The organism is Lentzea sp. NPDC059081 (genome assembly GCF_042738015.1).
In the GTDB taxonomy this organism is placed as follows: domain Bacteria; phylum Actinomycetota; class Actinomycetes; order Mycobacteriales; family Pseudonocardiaceae; genus Lentzea.
Map to the genome: position 1 here is coordinate 62,084 of NZ_JBHYGW010000005.1, position 17,964 is coordinate 80,047.

The window sequence follows — 17,964 nt, forward strand, 5'->3', positions numbered from 1 at the left end:
TGCCTCCGGTGATCAGGGGCGACCGGGCTCTCGAGCGCCGACTTCTCGGTGCTCACGCGGGTGGTCGAGGAGGGCGGCGGCAGCCTGCGCCGGCAACGGCTGTCCGACGACCTGGGCTGGGAACGCAGCCGACTCGCCCGCCACCTCGGCCGCATGGAGGAGCGCGGGCTGGTGACCCGCGGCGGCACCGTCGCGGAACGCCTGGTCACCGCGACGGAGGACGGTCACCGGCTCGCCGGCAGCTAGCTCCCCAGCCGCTGCAACCCGACCACGCGCAGCAGGTCGAGCTTCTGCTCGTCCTCCGACCCCGGCGCGGCCGTCATCACCACGATCGTCTGGTCACCGGGTCCGCCGGAGAACGTGTCGCAGTCCACCACGACGTCCCCGACCTGCTCGGTGTGCAGCGTCTTGCGGCTGGTGCGCAGCTCCCCCACCGTCCCGGCCTTCCAGCGGCGCGCGAAGTCGGGCGAGGCCTCGACCAGGCGGTCGATCAGGCGCGGGATGTCCGGGTCGGCGGGGTAGCGGCCCGACGCCGCGCGGATGTGGCCGACGAGGTCCCGCGAGTACGCCTCGTCGTCCTCGGGTGTGTGGGTCACCGGGAGCGAGCCGGCGAAGTGCTGCCAGGCGACGTTGCGCTCCAGCCGGGACTGGCTGGAGGGGTCGCCGAACAGCACCGCCCACAGCGGGTTCCACAGCACCAGCTCGTAGATCGCGGTGTGCACGGCCACCGCGACGGGGGCGTTGCGGAACCGGTCGACCATCCGCTGCGCGCTCGGCGTGACCTGGCGGGGCACGAGGCCGGACGACGGCGCGGCCGCTCCGGCGACGCGGAACAGGTGGTCGCGCTCGGCGTCGTTCAGGCGCAGCGCCCTGGTCAGCGAGGTCAGCAGCTGCGGCGACGGGTTGACGGCGCGGCCCTGCTCCAGCCGCACGATGTAGTCGACGCTCACCCCGGTGATCAGCGCGAGCTCCTCGCGCCGCAGACCGGGCGCGCGCCGGTTCAGGCCCGGCGCCAGCCCGACGTCCTCCGGGCGCACCCGGTCCCGCCACGCCCTCAGGATCTGCGCGAACTCACCCATGCCGTCCATGGTGCCCCGGTTCCGGCACGGCGGGTGGTACTGCCGGTACCACCGTCGAACGGTGCCTGTCAGCGGCTCCGGCGCGAGCCCAGGGTGGTGGCATGACCACCACACTGGTGACCGGGGCCAACAAGGGCCTCGGTCTCGAAACCACCCGCCGCCTGATCGCCGCGGGCCACACCGTCCACGCCGGCATGCGCGACCTCGCCACCGGGGACGCCGTCAGGGAGCTCGGCGCGATCCCCGTCCAGCTCGACGTGACCGACCAGGACAGCGTCGACAAGGCGATCGCGTCCCTGCCCGAGCTCGACGTCCTCGTCAACAACGCCGGCGTCACGGGACCGTCGTGGACGCTCGACGACCTGGACGTCGAGGCGATGCGGGTGGCGTTCGAGACCAACGTCTTCGGCGTCGTCCGCGTCACCCAGGCCGCGCTGCCCCTGCTGCGGCGCTCGGCGAACCCCGTGATCGTCAACGTCGCCTCGTCGCTCGGCTTCCCGCGGGCCATGCTCGACCCGGACGACGACTCGTTCGGCGCGCTGCTCGTCCCCTACCCGAGCTCGAAGGCCGCCGTGATCGCGCTGACGGTGCAGTACGCCAAGAGCCTGCCGGGAATGAGGATCAACGCCTCCGATCCGGGCTACACCGCCACGGACCTCAACCAGCACCACGGCCACCAGACCGTCACCGAGGGCACCGACGCCACGGTCGCGCTGGCCCGGATCGGCCGGGACGGCCCCACCGGGGAGTTCCACAACCGCCAGGGCCGGATCGACTACTGACGATCGACGGGATGGAGAAGGTCATGACCGACGACGACCTGCGCGACTGGTACCTGCGGTACGTCGCGACCCTCGACGCCCACGAGCTGGGCGGGATGGACGAGTTCATCGCCGACGAGGTGCTGCTCAACGGAGAACCGGGGACCAGGGACGACGTCGTCGCCGACATGCGGCGCAGCATCGACGCCGTCCCGGACCTCCACTGGCGGGTGGACGAGCTGCTGCTCGACCGCGACCGCATCGCCGTGCGGGCGGTCAACACCGGGACCCCGGTGGAGGAGTGGCTCGGGGTCACTCCCACCGGGGCCTCGTTCGAGGTCGTCGAGTACGCGATCTACCGGGTCAGGCGAGGCCGGTTCGTGCAGATGACGAACCTGCACGACTCGGCAGAGGTGCGGCGGCAGCTGACGCGGTGAGCAGCAGCGCGAGGTTCGCGGCCACCGCGGCTCCGAGGATCGCGGTGGCCGGTGCGGCCAGGCCCGGCAGCGCGTACGTGCCGAGCAGGGCGCCCAGCAGCGCCGCGCCGATCGCGGCGACCAGACTGGTCCGGCGGGCCCGGCCGGTCCACTCGGGACGGACGCACGCCAGGTGCGCGCCGAGCCCGACCAGCACACCGACGCCGGGAACGACCACCGTGGCACTGACGAGGTAGTCGCCGGGGAAGACCGTCCACGACACCAGGACGCCCAGCAGCCAGCCGCCGAGTCCGAGCGGGAGTGCGGTGGCGACACGGGTCCAGACGCTCGCCCGTGCGCTGAAGCCCTGGCGGCGCGACCTGCGGACGAGCCACGCGAGCACGAGCAGGCCGAGCACCGCGCCACCGACGGCGACACCGACCAGCAGCCGGGCGAGGGTGGACATGCTCAGCGGCACGTCGGCGAAGGCGATCGGACGGCGGTCGAAGCCGGAGCTGTCCACCTGTCCGGACTCGAAGAACGCGGTGAGGAGGTGCTTGCCCGCGTCCGGGCGGTGCTCCCAGAAGTCGTAGGTGTGGCCGAGACCGGGGAGGATCACCTGCTTGCCGCGCGAGAGCGACGGGAGCAGCTCCTTGGTCGCGTTCTGGGCCGGGGTCGAGAAGTCGACCTCCCCGCTGATCACGAGGGTCTCGACGTCGCTGGGCCGCATGGTGCGGTACTCGGCGTTGTCGGGGCTGTCCGGCCACACCTTCTGCACGCCGGCGCCCGCCCAGAGGAAGTCGGTGGAGGAGTTGCCCAGGATCGAGCCGTGATCGCCGCCCGCGTCGTAGTACCGCTGGTTGAACTCGGCGTCGAGCATGGCGAACGAGGCGAACTCGCCCCACACGAGCGACTCCGGCAGGGCGACGTCACCGAGCACGGACATCGCCCACAGCGCACCGGTGTCGCCGCTGAGGTAGGCGTCGAAGACGGTCGGGGCGTTGTTCGGCGCCGACACGTGCCCGTTGTGGTTCATGGCGTACTGGCTCACCACGCGGACGTTCGTGTCCTTGATGGACAGTGGTCCCCAGCTGTCCGGCATGGCGCTGGTGACGGAGCGCATCGAGGCCGCGAGGTCGGAGGTGCGGGCGGAGCAGCCGGCGTCGGCGCGGCACAGGTCCGCGTACTGGCCGAACTGCGAGTCGGTGGTGGCCGGGTCCCAGAACAGGTGTCCCGGCGGGTTGACGGCGATCATGGCGGACCGGTTCAGCGCCTCGGGGTGGCGCCAGGAGTAGATCATCGCGGTGCGGGTGCCGGCGCTGGTGCTGATCAGGTTGATCTTCTGGTAGCCGAGCGCGGTGCGGGCTGCCTCGAGGTCGTCGACGCGCTGGGCGACGGAGTAGCCGGTGAGGTCGGCGCCGTCCGCGGTCAGCCGCTTCGCGCACAGCTCGAACGCCTTGGTGGTGGCGGGCAACGTCTTCGCGTCGGCGATCCCGTCGCCCCCGCGCATCGACCCGACGACCTCGGGGCAGTCCAGGCGGCGCGAGCCGTCGATGCCGCGGTACCCGACGATCACCACGTCGTGGCGGTCGGTGAGCCTGCTCGCCTGCGGGAAGGCCATGTTCGTCGCGCCGGGGCCGCCGCCCAGCTTGAAGACCGGCTCGGCCGGGTCCGGCGTGGTGGCGCGGATCCTGGTGACCGGCAGGGCGATCATCTTCGTCGCGGGGTCGCGCCGGTTCTCCGGGACGACGAGCGTGCCGCAGTCGGCGGCGACGGTGCCCGCCTCCGTGTCGAAGTCGCAGGGCTGCGTCGTCAGCGAACCGGGAGCCGCACCGTCGGGCACGGCGAGGACCGCGTCGGGGCGCACGCCCAGGTAGGCGAGGCCGAGCAGGACGGCGCCGGCGAGCCCGATGGCGACCACCCGGCGGGAAGGCTTGAACGAAGGCATGGGGAGAAACCTAGGAACTCCGGAGACGCGGATCTTCCCCTCGCCGAGCGGACCCGTCTCCCTCGCGCGAGGGATGTCGCGCGCCCGCCGCCCTGACATCGTCTGCGGGTGATCAACGTCCCCTCGCTGTCCCGTGCCAGGACGAACCTCCAGCGGCAGTCCCTCCTCGTCGCCGGGGTCTGCGCGGTCGCCGACGTGCTGTCGTTCCTCGTGCAGGACCTCCCGGTCGACGGCGCGTGGATGATGGCGCTGCTGGGGATCGTGGTGGTCGACGCGGCGCTCGCCTCGCGGACGAAGTGGTCGGGGGCGGTCGCGGTCGCCGCCGTCGTGTTCAACGCGGCGGTGGCGTTGCTGCTGGGCGGGCCGCGCACGCTGCGGCTCAACGAGACCGGCATCCTCGTCGCGTCCTACCGGGCCGGTGCCTGGCTGCGCGGGCGGTGGGCGGTCGCCTCGCTGCTCGGGGTGATCGGCGGGCTCGTGCTCGCCCACCTCACCCGCGGGTACGCGCTCGACTGGTACGTGCTCGTGTCGGCGGCCAAGACCGGGCTGATCTCGTGGCTCGTCGGCCGCTACACCACCTCCCGCCGTGCCTACCTGGACGAGATGAGACGCCAGGCCGAGCAGGAGGAGCGCGAGGCGCAGGCCGAGGTCGACGCGGCCATCGCCGAGGACCGCGCCGCGATCGCCCGCGACCTGCACGACGTGATCACCCACCACGTCAGCGCGATCAGCGTGCACGCGGGCGCGGCGCGGCTGCGGCTCACCAGGACCGAGGGCGACGAGTCGGCGCTGCGGTCCGTGCGGTCGGTGGAGGACTCCAGCCGGACCGCCCTGCACGACCTGCGGCAGATGCTCGACCTGTTGCTGGGCCAGCGTCCCCACGCCGACCGCGATCCCGGCCTCGCCGACATCGGCGCGATGCTGGAACGCTTGCGGGACACCGGGTTGGAGGTGCGGCTGGACGTCTCCGGCACGCCGCGCGACCTGTCGCCGCAGCTCGACGCCGCGGTGTTCCGCATCGTCCAGGAGATGCTGACCAACGCGCTGCGGCACGGCTCCGGCGGGCCCATCGAGGTCGCGGTCCGCCACGCCCCCGAAGGGCTGGAGATCGAGACCGTCAACCCGCTGGCCGGTGACGTGCGCGACGAAGGCCGTGGCCTGGCGGGGATCCGCGCTCGCGCCGAGGAGTTCGGCGGGGTGGTCGACAGGGGTCCCGGGCAGGACGGGAAGATCTGGCGGACCGCCGTCTCGTTCCCGCTCGGAGGACCTCAGTGACCATCACCGTCCTGGTCGCGGACGACCACGCGGTCTTCCGCTCCGGCCTGCGGGCCATCCTGGACACCGAGGACGACATCGAGGTCGTGGCCGAGGTCGCCGACGGCGAGCAGGCCGTGGACGCCGTGCTGCGATTACGCCCGGACGTCGCCGTGCTGGACATCCGCATGCCGCGCCGCGACGGACTCGGTGCCGCGTCGGCGATCCTGGCCGCGCCGGGCAACCAGACCAAGATCGTCGTCCTGACGACGCACGACACCGACGAGTACGTGCACCGCGCGATGAGCGCCGGAGCCCGCGGTTTCCTGCTCAAGTCCATGCCGCCGGAGGAGATGATCGCCGCCGTGCGCATCGCGGCGCGCGACGACGTGCTGATCGACCCGTCGATCGTCCGGCGGCACCTGGCGCGCTTCGCCGACACGCTCAGCACCCCCGCTCCCCCGAGCGACCTCGACCGCCTGACGGCCCGTGAGCGCGAGGTGCTGCTCCTGCTGTCCCGCGCGCACACCAACTCCGAGATCGCGGGCCTGCTGCACGTCGGCGAGGAGACCGTGAAGTCGCACGTGTCGAGCATCCTGCGCAAGCTGAACCTGCGCGACCGCACCCACGCCGTCGCCTACGCCCACCTCACGGGGTTCGCGAGCCGGAGCTGAGGCGCCCGTCGGCCTCGGCCGCGGCGGTGGTGATCCTCGCGAGGAACGCCGCGACCGTCCGGAGCTCGGCCGGCGGCGTCGTGTGCAGGACGCCCGCGATCTCCGTTCCGGCGAGGGCGAGGAACCGGCGGGCGTGTTCGCGCGACTCGGGAGCGGGGCGGAGCGTGACGCGGCGGCGGTCGGCGCTCTCGCGGCTGCGGACGACGTGCCCGGCGGTCTCCAGGCGGTTCAGCAGGATCGTGGTCGCGCCCGTGGTCATGCCGAGCTGCCGGGCGAGCTGAGCGGGTGAGAGCGGCGCGTCCGTCTCGGCGGCCCAGATGATCTGCCCGAGGGCGTTGGCGTCGGAGGCCGGCAACCGCATCCACGTCCCCAGGTGCTGGTTGAGCGCCGTGAACCCGACGACCCAGTCGCGCAGCCGGTGCATCACCTCCACCTGCGCGGACGACCAGTCCGCGGCGAGCGGGTCGTTCGTCATGCAACTCCCTTCACACCGAAGTAGCTTTGCAGCAAAGCTACCAATGGGGAGTGGGACATGACGACACGACACGCGGTGGTCTCCGGCGCGAGCATCGCCGGGCTCTCGGCCGCGTTCTGGCTGCGCCGCACGGGATGGGAGGTGACCGTGCTCGAGCGGGCGGAGGAGTTCCGCGACGGCGGGCAGAACGTCGACGTCCGCGGCACCGCCCGCGAGGTGCTGGACCTGATGGGCCTCACCGAGGCCGTCCGGGAGCAGAACACCACCGAGACCGGCACGGTCTTCGTCGACTCGGCGGGCGAGGTGCGCGCCGAGCTGCCGTCGGAGGGTCCCGACGGGGCGACCGCCGAGCTGGAGGTGCTGCGCGGCGACTTCGCCCGGACGATCCTGCGGCACCTGCCGGCCGGCGTCGAGATGATCTACGGCGACACGATCTCGTCGGTCGAGGGCGACGGCACCAGGGTGACCACGGCGTCCGGCCGCACCTTCGACACGGACCTGGTGGTCATCGCGGAGGGCGTCCGGTCCACGACCCGTGACCTGCTCTTCGGCGACGCGGTCGAGCGCCGTGACCTCGGCATCGCGATGGTCTTCGGCACGATCCCCCGCACAGCGGACGACGACTCCCGGTGGCGTTGGTACACCACCACGGGCGGACGGCAGATCCACCTGCGTCCGGACAACCACGGCACGACGCGCGCCATGCTCGCGTGCACCGACAACCTCACCCGGCTGGACCGGAAGGAGGCCCTGGCGCACTTCCGCGAGCGCTACGCCGACGCCGGCTGGCAGGCCGGCCGCGTGCTCGACGGGTTCGACCGGTCCGAGGACGTCTACGTCGACCAGCTCACCCAGATCCGCATGCCTGCCTGGCACCGCGGCCGGGTGTGCCTCGCCGGGGACGCCGCGTGGTGCGTCACGCCGATGGGCGGAGGGGGCGCCTCCCTCGCGCTGATCAGCGGCTACGTCCTCGCGGCCGGTCTGTCCGGGGCGCGGCGGGTGGAGGACGGGCTCGCCGCCTACGAGGAGTGGATCCGGCCCCTCGTCGACGACGTGCAGAACTTCCCGCGCTGGATCGTGCCGTTCGCCTATCCGCGGACGCGGCTCGGGCTCGGCCTGCGCGAGCTGGCCGACAAGGTCCTCACCTCACGGCTGTTCGCGCCGGTGACGGCCAAGATGACCCAGGTCGCCGCCAGCGACCGGGCGTTGCCGCCGATCGCAGCCGTGCGGTGAGTCAGGGCTGGAGGTTCTCCAGGTCCTCCAGCAGGCTCGGGTGCTGCGGCTTCCAGCCCAGCACCTCGCGCGTGCGGGCGCTCGACGCCGGCTGGTCGGCGGCGAAGATGACGCCGAGCGGCCCGTAGGTCTCCGCCGGCACCGGCTGGACGGGCAGCCCGAGCCGCCGGCCGATCACGGCGGCGATGTCGCGCACCTGGTCGCCCTCGTCGTCGACGGCGTGCCAGGCGGTGCCGGCCTCGGCGTTCTCCAGCGCGAGCCGGAAGAGCGCGGCGGCGTCGAGGGCGTGCACGGCGGGCCAGCGCTGCGTCCCGTCACCGGGGTAGCCCGAGACGCCGCTCTGCCGGGCGATCCCGGTGAGCAGACCGGCGAACCCGCCCTGCCCGTCCTGGTGGACGGTCCGCGGCAACCGCACGGCCGAGGCGCGCACCCCGCGCGAGGCCAGGCCCAGGACCTCGATGACCGCGCGGCTGCGACCGCCGACCGGACCGTCGGTGGCGACCTGGTCGTCCTCGGTGGAGACGCGGCCCGGCACGGCGGGCGTGCCGGAGCAGACGACGAACGGCCGGTCGCTGCCGACGAGCGCCTCGCCGAGCGTCGCGACGGCGGCGTTCTCCTCGGCGACGGCGTTCGCCAGCGCCTCGGGGCTGCTGAAGTCGTTGGAGAAGGCCAGGTGGATCACGCCGTCGGCCCGCCCGGCCGCGGCCCGCAGGACGTCCAGGTCGGCCAGGCCACCCCGGACCACCTCGGCACCGGCCGCCTCGGCGGCCCGCGCGGACGCGTCGGACCTGGCGAGCGCGAGCACGCCGTGCCCGTGACCGAGCAGCTCGGCGACGACGGCGGACCCGATGAGGCCGGTGCCGCCGGTGATGAAGACGCGCATGAGAACTCTCCCGCAAAGTGATGGGACTCTTGTCCCATGACCGTACCAGAGTGACGGGACAAGAGTCCCGTCACGTATGCTCGTCCCATGGGTCGCTGGGAACCGGGCGCACGGGAACGCCTCGTCGTGGCAGCGGTCGACCTCTTCAGCGAGCAGGGGTACGACGCCACGACGGTCGCGCAGATCGCCGAACGGGCCGGCGTCACCAAGAGCACGTTCTTCCGCCACTTCCCCGACAAGCGCGAGCTGCTGGTCGCGGGCCAGGAGACCCTGAGCACGCTGCTGGCGGAGGGCATCGCGGAGGCACCGCGCGACGCCACCCCGCTGGAGGCCGTCGCGGTGGGCCTGGAACGCGCCTCGACCGCGATGGGCCCGATGAGCCGCGAGATCGCCCCGCGCATGAAGGCCGCCGTGGCCGCTAGCGCCGAGCTCCGCGAACGCGACGCGCTGAAGAGCGTCAGCCTCGCCGCCGCCATGACCGAGGCCCTGGTGGCCCGCGGCGTGCCGGACGCGACGGCGGCGCTGGCCAGCGAGCTCGGGGTGCTGGCGTTCAAGCGCGGGTACGCGGAGTGGTCGGAGGGCGACCGGGCGCCGGAGGACGACTTCGCCGGGTACCTGGTGAAGGCGCTGGCGGAGCTGAGGGCGGCGAGCACGTCGCTGGGGTGAGCGCGCGGCGGTCCGTGCGGGCGCTGCTGTTCGACGACCGGCACCCGCCCAGCTCAGCGACGCGTTCGCCGAGGAACTGAGGGCGGTGGCAGAGGTGCGCGGCCGGGTGCCGGTGATCTCGGCGGAGACCTCGCGGAGCGTCGCGGTGCAGGAGATCTTCGCGGCGCGGCTCGTGAGCATCGACGAGGCGGCGCGCAGCGGGGCGGAGTGGACCGACGCCGGCCGCGGTGGTTACGACGTCGAGCGGGTGCCGGTCGACGAGGTCGGCGGCCTCGACCTCAAGCCCGCGGAGCTGCGGGACTTCGTCATCCGCAACGCCCACACGCTCCTGGCCGACCTGTTCGGCTGAGCCCGCGGCGGCGGGAGCGGTCGAACCGGTCCAACGCGCGTTCCGGGCCGGTCGTTGATCAGGAGCGCCGGAGCGGCTGGGATGAGCGGCGTGGCGACGACGATCGTGAACGCGAAGGTGTTCGACGGGGCAGAGCGGAGCGGCTGGACGTCGGTCCGGTTCGCGGACGGTGTGATCACCGGAGACCAGGCACCCGAACCCGGTGACGAGGTGGTCGACGCGCAAGGCGGGACCGTGCTGCCCGGCCTGATCGACACGCACGTGCACCTCGTGCCCGGAGCGTTGCAGCAGTCGCTGAACCACGGCGTCACGACCGTGCTCGACATGTTCAGCGAACCGAGCGTGGTGGCCACCGCCAGAACCCAGGCCCGTGAACGGAAGGACGTCGCGGACGTCCGGTCCGCCGGGATCGGGGCCACGGCACCGGGCGGGCACCCGGCGCCCCTGTACCCGCCGTTCCCGACGGTGGCCGACGCCCGCCAGGCCGAGCGGTTCGTGGCGGACCTGACAGCGGATCACCTCAAGGTCTTCTCCGGCGTGGGGGGTCTGTGGCCGGCGCTCGACGACGCCACGATGACGGCCCTCGTCGCCGCCGCGCACGCCCGCGGCCTCGTAGTCGTCGGACACGTCAGCTCGCCGGCCGGTGTCGCGCAGGTCGTGTCCGCCGGTGTGGACGTGATGGCCCACGTGCCGGCCCAAACCCTCGGCGACGCGCTCGTCCGCCGCATCGCCGACGCCGGGATCGCGGTCGGCCCGACGCTGGCCACCGTGCGGAACACCCTCGGCGCGCCGCTCTGCTCGCGAGCCGAGGACAACCTGCGCAGGCTGGCCGAGGCGGGCGTCACGCTGCTGGCGGGCACCGACGCCCCGAACCCCGGGACCGTGTTCGGCGAGAGCCTGCACCAGGAGCTGGAGCTGCTCGTCCGGTGCGGCGTCACCCCGGCACGTGCCCTGGCGGCCGCCACCTCCGCGGCGGCACGGGTCTTCGGCCTCACCGACCGGGGACGCGTGGCGCCCGGCCTGCGCGCGGACCTCGTCCTCGTGAGCGGCGAACCGCTGGCGGACATCACCGCGACCCGGTCCGTCGAACGGATCTGGCGCGCCGGCGAGGAGTGCGAGCGCCGCCCGTTCGTCCCGGACGCCGCCGAGGCCGCGCAGCTCGAGGCCTTCGACGCGCGGATCGAGAAGGTCGTCGCGGAGGTGCGCGCACGCCGGCCGAGGTGAAGCAACCATTCCCGCCTCCCGACTGGTAGTAGCGGTGACGGACTGAGGCGAAGGGCCGGGAAGTGCGCACACCTGAGGGGTTCGAGGAGTTCGTGGCGTCCGCGTCGCCACGGCTCTTACGGCTGGCGTTCCTGCTGACGCGGGACACCGGGCACGCGGAAGACCTGCTGCAGACGGCGCTGGCCAAGGCCTGGCGGGCCTGGGGCCGCGTCGACGGCGATCCGGAACCGTACGTGCGGAGGATCGTCGTGACCGTGCACGCCACCTGGTGGCGGCGGCGGTGGAGGGGCGAGCACCCGACGGGCGACCTGCCGGAACAGCCGGGCGACTCGCCGCAGGACGCCGTGGACGAACGCGAGTGGCTGTGGCAGGCGCTCGGCCGGCTGCCGCGCAGGCAGCGGACCGTCGTGGTGCTGCGGTTCTACGAGGACCTCACCGAGGCCCAGGTGGCCGCGCTGCTCGGCTGCTCCGTCGGCACGGTCAAGAGCCAGGCCAGCAAGGCGCTCGCCAAGCTGCGGCTCGACGACACGATCACCACGTTCGAAGGGGTGCGGCGATGAACCTGACCGACCTCACCGAGGTGCTGCGCGACCGGGCCGAGGTCGCCGACGCGTCCCACGAGGCCAGGATGGCCGGGGTGCGCGCACGGGTGTCGGCCACCCGCGCGAGGCGGGCGGTCGCCGGTGTCGCGTGCGTGGTGCTCGCGGTCGTCGGCATCGTCTACGCGACGCTCCCCCGCCCGCAGGCACTGCCCGAGCCCGCCGTGCCGCCGCGCAGCCTGCCGGAGTACCAGCAGGGCACCAAGCTCATCGGCCAGGCGTGGGGCGACCTGCCGACGACGACGATCACGCTCCGGTTCGTGCCGAAGTCCCTGGACCTCTGGGTGTTCACCCGGTGCGACGCGGGACCGGACACCGCGCTGCTCATGGACAACTCGGTCAACGGGCACAGCATCGCCGACCAGAACACCTGCGGGGGCGCGGGCCGGCCGGTCGACTGGAGCGGGATCGTCGTGCCGGGACAACCGGCGGTCCTCACCATGACCGTCACCGGGAAGCAGTTCTTCGACGAGTCGAACCAGCTGCAGTCGCTGCCGCTTCCGGACAAGGGCTCGTTCGCGGTCGGGGTCGGCGAGGCGGTGCCGGTGGACGAGTACCCGCTGCCGCCACGCCCGCAGACGCTGGCGACCTTTCCCCCACAGCCAGGCCGGGAGCCGGAGTTCGAACTGCGGTCGGACCCGTCGGACCCGGTCGCGCGGAAGGAGCTCACGGTCCGGTGGCCCGGCCGCAGTTCGCTGAGGGCGCAGATGAACACACCGGGCAAGGTCCGGGTCCTCGTGAACGACGTCCAGGTCATCGACATCTCGAACTGGGGGTACGGGGTGTACCAGCAGGAGATCTCCCCGACCGACTGGGAAAGGGGGCCGAACTTCGCCGAGGGACAGACGGTCAGGATCACCGTGATCCCGGAACGCGTCACGGGCGACTGGTTGGTCACCCTGACCCCGAGAGGCAGGTAGAGGTGACGGGTGCGTGCCCCGGCCGGGACACGCACCCGCCGGCTCACGCGGCGACCGGCACGCGAACCTCGAACACCTGCCGGATCACCCCGACCCACCACAGCATCGTCAGGGCGATCACGGTCGGGTTCTTCACGAACAGCAGCACGGCCAGGTAGGTCTGCCGGGCCGACTCGGGCAGCAGTCCCGACACCACGTGCTCGGCGACCACCTCGAACACCGCGAACGCGACCCCGAGGAACAAGGCCTGCCACAGCAGGCTGACCCAGTGCGCGCGCACGAAGGCACCGGCCGCGCTCCAGCTCAGCGCCACGCCCGCCATCGCGCCCCGCCACATCAGCACCACCAGCGCGATCCTCACCGCGACCACGACGAACTCCGAGGCCGTCGCGAGCCCGGACGGGATCTCGCCGGTCCAGTTCACGACGACCAGCCGCTGCACGGACGCGACCAGCGACAGCCCCACGACCAGCCCCAGGTGGGACGTGTACCAGTGCCAGACCCACCTCGGCACCTCCAGAGCCAGCTTCCACTCCGTCACGCGCTTCCCCCAATACTTCAGTCAACTAAACCTTTTAGTTCAGCATACTGAAATATCGAGCCGGGTAAAGTGCGTGGGGTGGAAGGTCGAGACGCCGGACGTGAGCTGAGCACCGCAGTGGTGGCGTTCCACGAGGCGGTGGGCGCGCGCCTCGGCGTGACGGCGGTGGACCAGCGGGCGCTCGCGTTCATCGCGGGCTCGGGGTCGGTGTCCGCCGGCGAGCTGGCCAGGGAGATCGGCCTGACCCCCGGCGCGGTCACCGGGGTGGTCGACCGCCTCGAACGGGCAGGGCTCGCCCGGCGCGCACCGGATCCCGGCGACCGCCGCCGGCTGGTGATCACGGCGGTGCCCGGCGCGTTCGGGGACGCGTTCGCCGGGCTGGCGAAGGCGATGAGCGAGCTGACCGACAGCTACTCCCCCGCAGAGCAGGCCGTGATCGCGGACTGGGTGGTGCGGACGATCGACGTCCTCAAGGAGCAGACCCGCGTCCTGACCGCGCGGAACCAGCGGGAGAGCTGATTCCTGCCACCGCGAGGGGTAGGAAGCGCCGGGGTTGGTTCCCCACCTCGTGAGGCCGGTCCAATGGCGTGGTGACGACGACCGGAGGACTTTCCATGACCAGCACCGAGACCCTCGACCCCGCGGACTTCGGCTTCACCCGCCAGGCGTGGGTCGACGCCACCCCCGACGACGTCTACCGGCTCGTCAGCGACGTGTCCGCGATCGGGCGGTGGAGCCCGACCGCGAGCGACGTCGCCTACGACGAGGGCGCCGGGCCCGAGGCGGGCGCGTGGTTCAGCGGCCGCAACCGCAGGAACGGCAAGGAGTGGACGAGCCGCTCCCAGGTCGTGCGGGCCGACCCCGGCGCCGTCTTCGCGTTCGTGGTCGACGGGATCGTCGAGTGGACCTGGACGCTGCGCGGCCAGGGGCGGGGAACGGTGGCGGAGCAGTCGTGGCGCCTGCTCCGCCTCGACCCCGTCCTCGGCCGCACCCACGACGACCTGACCGCGTTGCGCGACTACATGGCGGCGAGCGTCGAGACCACGCTCGCCGCGCTCGCGGAGTGGGTCACCACCCAGCGCTGACCGGAGCCGGGCTGACCAGAGCTCGGCCGGGTCAGAGCTGGGCTGGTCAGAGCTGGGCTGGTCAGAGCTGGGAGGCCCCGCCGTCGACCGGGAGCTCCGCGCCGGTGGTGTAGGTGGCGTCGAAGGCCAGGTACAGCACCGCCGACACCACCTCGGCGGGGTCGCCGAACCGGCCCATCGGGTTGGTGGCCTTCATCTGCGCCTTCATCTGCTCGGCCTTCTCGCCGCCGACGGTCCTGTCGAGGATCCCGGTGTCGATGGGTCCGGGCATCACGGCGTTCACGCGCACGCCATGCGGGATCATCTCGCGGGCGAGCGTGCGGGACATCGAGCGCAGCGCCGCCTTGCTGGCCGCGTACACGCTCCTGCCCGCGATGCCCTTGCGGTTGACCACCGACGTGGTCAGCACCACCGACCCGCCCTCCGCGAGCAGCGGCGCGAACCGCTGGACCGTGAAGTACGGCCCCTTGGTGTTGATCTCGAAGACCCGCTCGAACTCGCCCTCGGTGACGTCGCCGAGCGGGGCGGGCACGGTGATGCCCGCGTTGACGAACAGGAGGTCCACCTCGGTGAACTCCTCCCGCGCCCGTGCGGCCAGCTCGTCGACGTCGGCGAGGACCGAGGTGTCGCTGCGCAGGGCCACGCCGCGGTCGCCGAGCTCCGCCTGGGCCTTGGCGAGGAACTCCTCGCCCCGGCCGGTGACGAGGACGCGGGCGCCGCCGTCGACCAGCCGCTTCGCGGTGGCCAGCCCGATTCCGCTGGTCCCGCCCGTGATGACTACGCGCTTGCCGTAGTAGTCGGCCACGACTTCCTCCTTGAACGACCGGTGACATGGATGACGGTGAGGGTCACGGCGACGATCGCGCCGAGAGCACTGGCGGCCAGGAACGCCGCGGAGAGACCGGCTCCCACCACGATCGGCTGGGCGATCAGCGGCGACGAGAACTGGCCGAGGTAGAGCAGGGACGTGACGAGACCGAGCGCACGGGTGCGCGCGCTGGGGTCCACGGAGGACACCACCCAGCCGTTGAACGTGGGGTTGCTCAGGCCGATGCCGACGCCCGCGATCAACATGCCGATCACGGCGGTCACCAGGTTTCCCGCGGTGCCGACGACGACGAGCCCGATCGCGTAGGCGGCGAAGAGGGCGACGGCCAGCGCGCGGAAGTCCCAGCGGGCACGCAGCCGCCCGAAGTTCAGGCCGATCACGGTCATCACCAGGTTCACCCCGGCGAACGCCGCGCCGATCACCACCGGGCTCATGGCGCCGACCTCGACCAGCCAGAACGGCCCCTGGGTGGGCAGCACGTAGAACACCACGATGCTGAGCGCGACCAGCGCGTACAGGCCGAACAGCTGCGGGGTCCACGTCGCGCGAGCCGGACGGGTTCCCTCGGTGCCCGACTTCGGCTCCGGGGTGTCCATCACGAAGAACAGCACCAGCACCAGCGCGGGCAGGGCCAGCAGGTAGACGGCGAACGGGCCGCGCCAGGACAGCTCGGCCAGCGTGCCGCCCAGGAACACGGCGATCACGCCGCCGAACCCCAGCGCGGCGCCCTGGAAGCCGAGCACCCTGCCGTGCTCCGAGGGCGGGTGGTGGTCGGCGATGAGGGCCGTCGCGGTCGTCATGATCGCCGCGACGCCGACGCCCAGCAGCGCCCGTCCGCCCAGCAGGGCGGGCAGCGAGTCGAGCACCAGGCCGGACCCGCCGCCGGCCGCGTAGAGCACCAGGCCGCCCGCGAGCACCCGCACCCGGCCGATGCGCGTGCTGAGGAAGCCGAGCACCGGCGCCGTCAGCACGATCACCAGCCCCGGCAGGGTGAGGACCAGGCGCACCAGCAGGTCGACGTTCTGCGTGCCGGCGAAGTACTGCCGGATGCCGGGCAGTGCCGGGGTGATCGTGGCGCTCGCGAGGATCGTCAGCGTGCTGACGCCGAGCAGCGTCACCAGCAGGGCCGGGGACGTCCTTTCCCGTGGCATGCGAATGCTCCTTCGTCAGAGGTGGGTGTCGAACCAGGCGAGCATCGGCTCGGGACGGCGCTGGAACTCGGCGTAGCCGTCCCAGCGCAACGGGGTGTTCTCGATCCACTGCAGCTTCTTCTCGGCGATCGGGATGGCGTCGTACATGCCCTCCAGGTCGGCAGGGACGGTCAGCAGGTCGTCGCGGACCCCGTAGAGGAACGTGGGGACGCGGACCGAGCCCGCCCACGCCGTCGGCGTCCGGTCGGCGAGGCCGAGCCCGGCGCCGACGCGCTGGACGACCAGCTCCTCCAGCCGGTCGTAGTGCTCGCCCAGCCCGGCGTAGGCCAGCCAGCGGGGCGTGACGACGCGGGGCGTGATGGGCTGCGCGGCGACCAGCGCGCCCACGCCGTCGAACGCGCGCGGGAACTGGGCCATGGCGGCGAACGTCGAGGCCGCTCCGAAGCACCGGCTGAACAGCCCGATCGCCATGTCCCCGGTCTCGGGGCGTTCGCGTGCCCAGTTCAGCGCGCCGACCACGTCGCGGGCCTCGAAGAAGCCGCTCGTGACGACGCCTCCGTTGGCGGCGGCGCTCAGGCCGTGGTTGCGCAGGTCGTAGGCGAGCACGGCGTAACCGGCGTCGTGCAGGATCTTGTAGTCCGGCACGAAGTTCAGCTCGAAGTCGTTGCCGGTCGGCGCCCAGACCGAGCGCCACGGTTCGAGGTGGGTGGGGAAGCCGGAGCGCGAGAACCCCAGCGGGTGGTTGGCGATGATCAGCCGGGTCGCGCCGGGGGCGGGGATGAACCAGCCCTCCAGCGGGACACCGTCGGTCGCCGGGAACGAGACGTTCTCGTACTCGAGGCCGGCCTCCGACGGCTGGTGCAGGACAGGCGAACGACGTGGCTGCGCGACGTTGTCGGCGAACCGGGCCAGCGCCTGCTCGATGTCGGGTGCGGTGGTCATGGCGACGAGTCAACCGCCGGACCGTTCGCAAACGGAAAGACCGCTTCGCTCTGGATTGATATCCTGGCGGTATGAGTGACCTGGAGACGCGTCAGCTCCGGTACTTCGTGACGGTGGCCGAGGAGCTGCACTTCGGCAAGGCGGCCGTCCGCCTCGGCATGGCCCAGCCGCCGCTGTCGAAGGCGATCCGCGACCTGGAGCGGCAGCTCGGCGTGCAGCTGCTGTTCAGGACCACCCGCAAGGTCGGGCTCACCCCGGCCGGGGAGCGGCTGCTGGCCGACGCCTCGGTGGCGCTCGACGCGGTCGCCGCCGCCGAACGCCGCGCCCGCCGGGCCGGCGAGAAGTCACCGGTGCTGCGGCTCGCCCTCAAGGCCGACTTCGACGCGGGCCTGCTCCCCCGGCTCCTGCGGGCCTACGACGCGCAGCCCGTCGAGCTGCTGTTCGGCGGCCGCGGCGAGCAGGTGAAGGCGCTGCGCGACGGCCGGGCCGACGTGGCGCTGGTGATGACCCCGTTCGACGAGCGGGGCCTCGACGCGGAGCCGCTCGTCACGAGCCGCCGGGTGGTCGCGCTGGCCGCCTCCGACCCGCTCGCGGCACGCCCGTGCGTCTGGCTGGCGGACCTCGTCGGCAGGACACTGCCCGACGGCGCACCGGCCGAGGGCGGCGGGCTGGAGCTGCCGAAGGGGCCCCTGGACCACCTGGACATCGCGAAGATCTTCACCATGATCGAGGTCGGCGACACCGTCTGGGTCGTGCCGGAGTGGGTCGCCGACCGGTTCCCGCGGCCCGGCACCGCCTTCCTCCCGGTGGTCGACGCCGAACCGGCGACGCTGGCGGTGGCTTGGCCGGCCGAGTCGCGGTCCCCGGCGGTGGCGGCGTTCGTGCGCACCGCCCAGGAGGTCGCCGACGTCCGGAGCCGGGAAACCGCGTCCTGA

21 protein-coding genes and 1 pseudogene are annotated in these 17,964 nt (G+C 72.7%); 14 read left to right on the plus strand and 8 right to left on the minus strand.

Features of this window, described 5'->3' with window-relative positions; all coding sequences use genetic code 11:
• Window positions 1–36: 36 nt before the first annotated feature.
• Window positions 37–246 (plus strand): annotated as a pseudogene (locus ACFWV3_RS13370) (hypothetical protein); the annotation flags it as partial.
• Here the strand turns inward: ACFWV3_RS13370 and ACFWV3_RS13375 are convergent.
• Window positions 243–1,079 carry a helix-turn-helix transcriptional regulator gene (locus tag ACFWV3_RS13375; protein WP_382411381.1) on the minus strand — a complete coding sequence of 279 codons (837 nt, stop codon included), beginning with the start codon at window positions 1,077–1,079 and terminating at the stop codon, window positions 243–245. The pseudogene ACFWV3_RS13370 and the gene ACFWV3_RS13375 sit on opposite strands and share 4 nt — an antisense overlap.
• A 101-nt stretch (window positions 1,080–1,180) precedes the next feature.
• On the opposite strand from ACFWV3_RS13375, the gene ACFWV3_RS13380 reads away from it, so the two are divergent.
• Window positions 1,181–1,861, plus strand: coding sequence for an SDR family NAD(P)-dependent oxidoreductase (locus ACFWV3_RS13380; RefSeq protein ID WP_382411382.1), 681 nt, complete (start codon window positions 1,181–1,183; stop codon window positions 1,859–1,861).
• Window positions 1,862–1,884: 23 nt separating this feature from the next.
• The gene (locus tag ACFWV3_RS13385) at window positions 1,885–2,277 is read left to right on the plus strand and encodes an ester cyclase (RefSeq protein WP_382411383.1); all 393 of its coding nucleotides are present in this window, start codon (window positions 1,885–1,887) and stop codon (window positions 2,275–2,277) included.
• On the opposite strand, the gene ACFWV3_RS13390 is transcribed toward ACFWV3_RS13385, so the two are convergent.
• A complete protein-coding gene (locus ACFWV3_RS13390) occupies window positions 2,204–4,204 on the minus strand; it encodes an alpha/beta fold hydrolase (RefSeq protein WP_382411384.1) in 2,001 nt (666 codons plus the stop codon). The genes ACFWV3_RS13385 and ACFWV3_RS13390 overlap by 74 nt on opposite strands.
• 108 nt (window positions 4,205–4,312) lie before the next feature.
• Between ACFWV3_RS13390 and ACFWV3_RS13395 the strand changes: the two genes are divergently transcribed.
• The gene (locus tag ACFWV3_RS13395; protein ID WP_382411385.1) at window positions 4,313–5,479 is read left to right on the plus strand and encodes a sensor histidine kinase; all 1,167 of its coding nucleotides are present in this window, start codon (window positions 4,313–4,315) and stop codon (window positions 5,477–5,479) included.
• Complete coding sequence (locus ACFWV3_RS13400) at window positions 5,476–6,132, plus strand: response regulator (RefSeq protein ID WP_382411386.1); 657 nt, start codon at window positions 5,476–5,478, stop codon at window positions 6,130–6,132. The genes ACFWV3_RS13395 and ACFWV3_RS13400 overlap by 4 nt, the downstream gene beginning before the upstream one ends.
• Here ACFWV3_RS13400 and ACFWV3_RS13405 read toward each other — a convergent pair.
• On the minus strand, window positions 6,107–6,607 hold the full coding sequence (locus tag ACFWV3_RS13405; RefSeq protein ID WP_382411387.1) for a MarR family winged helix-turn-helix transcriptional regulator: 501 nt from the start codon (window positions 6,605–6,607) through the stop codon (window positions 6,107–6,109). The two genes, ACFWV3_RS13400 and ACFWV3_RS13405, sit on opposite strands and share 26 nt — an antisense overlap.
• A 57-nt stretch (window positions 6,608–6,664) precedes the next feature.
• Here ACFWV3_RS13405 and ACFWV3_RS13410 point away from each other — a divergent pair, with 57 nt between their 5' ends.
• Window positions 6,665–7,840: an FAD-dependent monooxygenase gene (locus ACFWV3_RS13410; protein ID WP_382411388.1), complete on the plus strand. Its 1,176-nt coding sequence runs from the start codon at window positions 6,665–6,667 to the stop codon at window positions 7,838–7,840.
• A 1-nt stretch (window position 7,841) separates the two neighbouring features.
• Here ACFWV3_RS13410 and ACFWV3_RS13415 read toward each other — a convergent pair whose 3' ends face one another.
• On the minus strand, window positions 7,842–8,723 hold the full coding sequence (locus ACFWV3_RS13415) for an SDR family oxidoreductase (protein WP_382411389.1): 882 nt from the start codon (window positions 8,721–8,723) through the stop codon (window positions 7,842–7,844).
• Between the two features lie 87 nt (window positions 8,724–8,810).
• Here ACFWV3_RS13415 and ACFWV3_RS13420 point away from each other — a divergent pair, with 87 nt between their 5' ends.
• The 5 genes from ACFWV3_RS13420 (at window position 8,811) to ACFWV3_RS13440 (ending at window position 12,481) form a co-directional block, all read left to right on the plus strand.
• Window positions 8,811–9,389, plus strand: coding sequence for a TetR/AcrR family transcriptional regulator (locus tag ACFWV3_RS13420; protein ID WP_382411390.1), 579 nt, complete (start codon window positions 8,811–8,813; stop codon window positions 9,387–9,389).
• An 85-nt stretch (window positions 9,390–9,474) separates the two neighbouring features.
• A complete protein-coding gene (locus tag ACFWV3_RS13425; RefSeq protein WP_382411391.1) occupies window positions 9,475–9,738 on the plus strand; it encodes a hypothetical protein in 264 nt (87 codons plus the stop codon).
• An 81-nt stretch (window positions 9,739–9,819) separates the two neighbouring features.
• A complete protein-coding gene (locus tag ACFWV3_RS13430; protein WP_382411392.1) occupies window positions 9,820–10,962 on the plus strand; it encodes an amidohydrolase family protein in 1,143 nt (380 codons plus the stop codon).
• Between the two features lie 62 nt (window positions 10,963–11,024).
• Window positions 11,025–11,522 (plus strand): SigE family RNA polymerase sigma factor, encoded by a 498-nt coding sequence (locus ACFWV3_RS13435; protein WP_382411393.1) that lies wholly within the window; start codon window positions 11,025–11,027, stop codon window positions 11,520–11,522.
• The gene (locus tag ACFWV3_RS13440) at window positions 11,519–12,481 is read left to right on the plus strand and encodes a hypothetical protein (RefSeq protein ID WP_382411394.1); all 963 of its coding nucleotides are present in this window, start codon (window positions 11,519–11,521) and stop codon (window positions 12,479–12,481) included. Before ACFWV3_RS13435 ends, ACFWV3_RS13440 begins: the two co-directional genes overlap by 4 nt.
• A 43-nt stretch (window positions 12,482–12,524) precedes the next feature.
• Here ACFWV3_RS13440 and ACFWV3_RS13445 read toward each other — a convergent pair whose 3' ends face one another.
• A complete protein-coding gene (locus ACFWV3_RS13445) occupies window positions 12,525–13,022 on the minus strand; it encodes a hypothetical protein (protein ID WP_382411395.1) in 498 nt (165 codons plus the stop codon).
• A gap of 78 nt (window positions 13,023–13,100) precedes the next feature.
• On the opposite strand from ACFWV3_RS13445, the gene ACFWV3_RS13450 reads away from it, so the two are divergent.
• Entirely contained in the window at window positions 13,101–13,541 is a 441-nt protein-coding gene (locus ACFWV3_RS13450) for a MarR family winged helix-turn-helix transcriptional regulator (RefSeq protein WP_382411396.1), read from the plus strand.
• Between the two features lie 95 nt (window positions 13,542–13,636).
• Complete coding sequence (locus tag ACFWV3_RS13455) at window positions 13,637–14,107, plus strand: SRPBCC family protein (RefSeq protein ID WP_382411397.1); 471 nt, start codon at window positions 13,637–13,639, stop codon at window positions 14,105–14,107.
• 61 nt (window positions 14,108–14,168) lie between these two features.
• On the opposite strand, the gene ACFWV3_RS13460 is transcribed toward ACFWV3_RS13455, so the two are convergent.
• Genes ACFWV3_RS13460 through ACFWV3_RS13470 form a run of 3 tightly spaced genes read right to left on the minus strand, consistent with a single transcriptional unit; the run spans window position 14,169 to window position 17,029 of the window.
• Entirely contained in the window at window positions 14,169–14,912 is a 744-nt protein-coding gene (locus ACFWV3_RS13460; RefSeq protein WP_382411398.1) for an SDR family oxidoreductase, read from the minus strand.
• Window positions 14,885–16,087, minus strand: coding sequence for an MFS transporter (locus ACFWV3_RS13465; RefSeq protein ID WP_382411399.1), 1,203 nt, complete (start codon window positions 16,085–16,087; stop codon window positions 14,885–14,887). The genes ACFWV3_RS13460 and ACFWV3_RS13465 overlap by 28 nt, the downstream gene beginning before the upstream one ends.
• A 15-nt stretch (window positions 16,088–16,102) precedes the next feature.
• The gene (locus tag ACFWV3_RS13470) at window positions 16,103–17,029 is read right to left on the minus strand and encodes an alpha/beta hydrolase family protein (protein WP_382411400.1); all 927 of its coding nucleotides are present in this window, start codon (window positions 17,027–17,029) and stop codon (window positions 16,103–16,105) included.
• A 71-nt stretch (window positions 17,030–17,100) separates the two neighbouring features.
• Here ACFWV3_RS13470 and ACFWV3_RS13475 point away from each other — a divergent pair, with 71 nt between their 5' ends.
• The gene (locus ACFWV3_RS13475) at window positions 17,101–17,964 is read left to right on the plus strand and encodes a LysR family transcriptional regulator (RefSeq protein ID WP_382411401.1); all 864 of its coding nucleotides are present in this window, start codon (window positions 17,101–17,103) and stop codon (window positions 17,962–17,964) included.

What these genes read in the sequence shown, in the direction of transcription:
- ACFWV3_RS13420 (WP_382411390.1), top strand. Translation starts at nt 8,811, where the DNA reads ATGGGTCGCTGGGAACCGGGCGCACGGGAACGCCTCGTCGTGGCAGCG.
- ACFWV3_RS13465 (WP_382411399.1), bottom strand. Translation starts at nt 16,087, where the DNA reads ATGCCACGGGAAAGGACGTCCCCGGCCCTGCTGGTGACGCTGCTCGGC.
- ACFWV3_RS13475 (WP_382411401.1), top strand. Translation starts at nt 17,101, where the DNA reads ATGAGTGACCTGGAGACGCGTCAGCTCCGGTACTTCGTGACGGTGGCC.
- ACFWV3_RS13440 (WP_382411394.1), top strand. Translation starts at nt 11,519, where the DNA reads ATGAACCTGACCGACCTCACCGAGGTGCTGCGCGACCGGGCCGAGGTC.
- ACFWV3_RS13385 (WP_382411383.1), top strand. Translation starts at nt 1,885, where the DNA reads ATGACCGACGACGACCTGCGCGACTGGTACCTGCGGTACGTCGCGACC.
- ACFWV3_RS13380 (WP_382411382.1), top strand. Translation starts at nt 1,181, where the DNA reads ATGACCACCACACTGGTGACCGGGGCCAACAAGGGCCTCGGTCTCGAA.
- ACFWV3_RS13390 (WP_382411384.1), bottom strand. Translation starts at nt 4,204, where the DNA reads ATGCCTTCGTTCAAGCCTTCCCGCCGGGTGGTCGCCATCGGGCTCGCC.
- ACFWV3_RS13430 (WP_382411392.1), top strand. Translation starts at nt 9,820, where the DNA reads ATGAGCGGCGTGGCGACGACGATCGTGAACGCGAAGGTGTTCGACGGG.
- ACFWV3_RS13470 (WP_382411400.1), bottom strand. Translation starts at nt 17,029, where the DNA reads ATGACCACCGCACCCGACATCGAGCAGGCGCTGGCCCGGTTCGCCGAC.
- ACFWV3_RS13375 (WP_382411381.1), bottom strand. Translation starts at nt 1,079, where the DNA reads ATGGGTGAGTTCGCGCAGATCCTGAGGGCGTGGCGGGACCGGGTGCGC.
- ACFWV3_RS13405 (WP_382411387.1), bottom strand. Translation starts at nt 6,607, where the DNA reads ATGACGAACGACCCGCTCGCCGCGGACTGGTCGTCCGCGCAGGTGGAG.
- ACFWV3_RS13415 (WP_382411389.1), bottom strand. Translation starts at nt 8,723, where the DNA reads ATGCGCGTCTTCATCACCGGCGGCACCGGCCTCATCGGGTCCGCCGTC.
- ACFWV3_RS13455 (WP_382411397.1), top strand. Translation starts at nt 13,637, where the DNA reads ATGACCAGCACCGAGACCCTCGACCCCGCGGACTTCGGCTTCACCCGC.
- ACFWV3_RS13410 (WP_382411388.1), top strand. Translation starts at nt 6,665, where the DNA reads ATGACGACACGACACGCGGTGGTCTCCGGCGCGAGCATCGCCGGGCTC.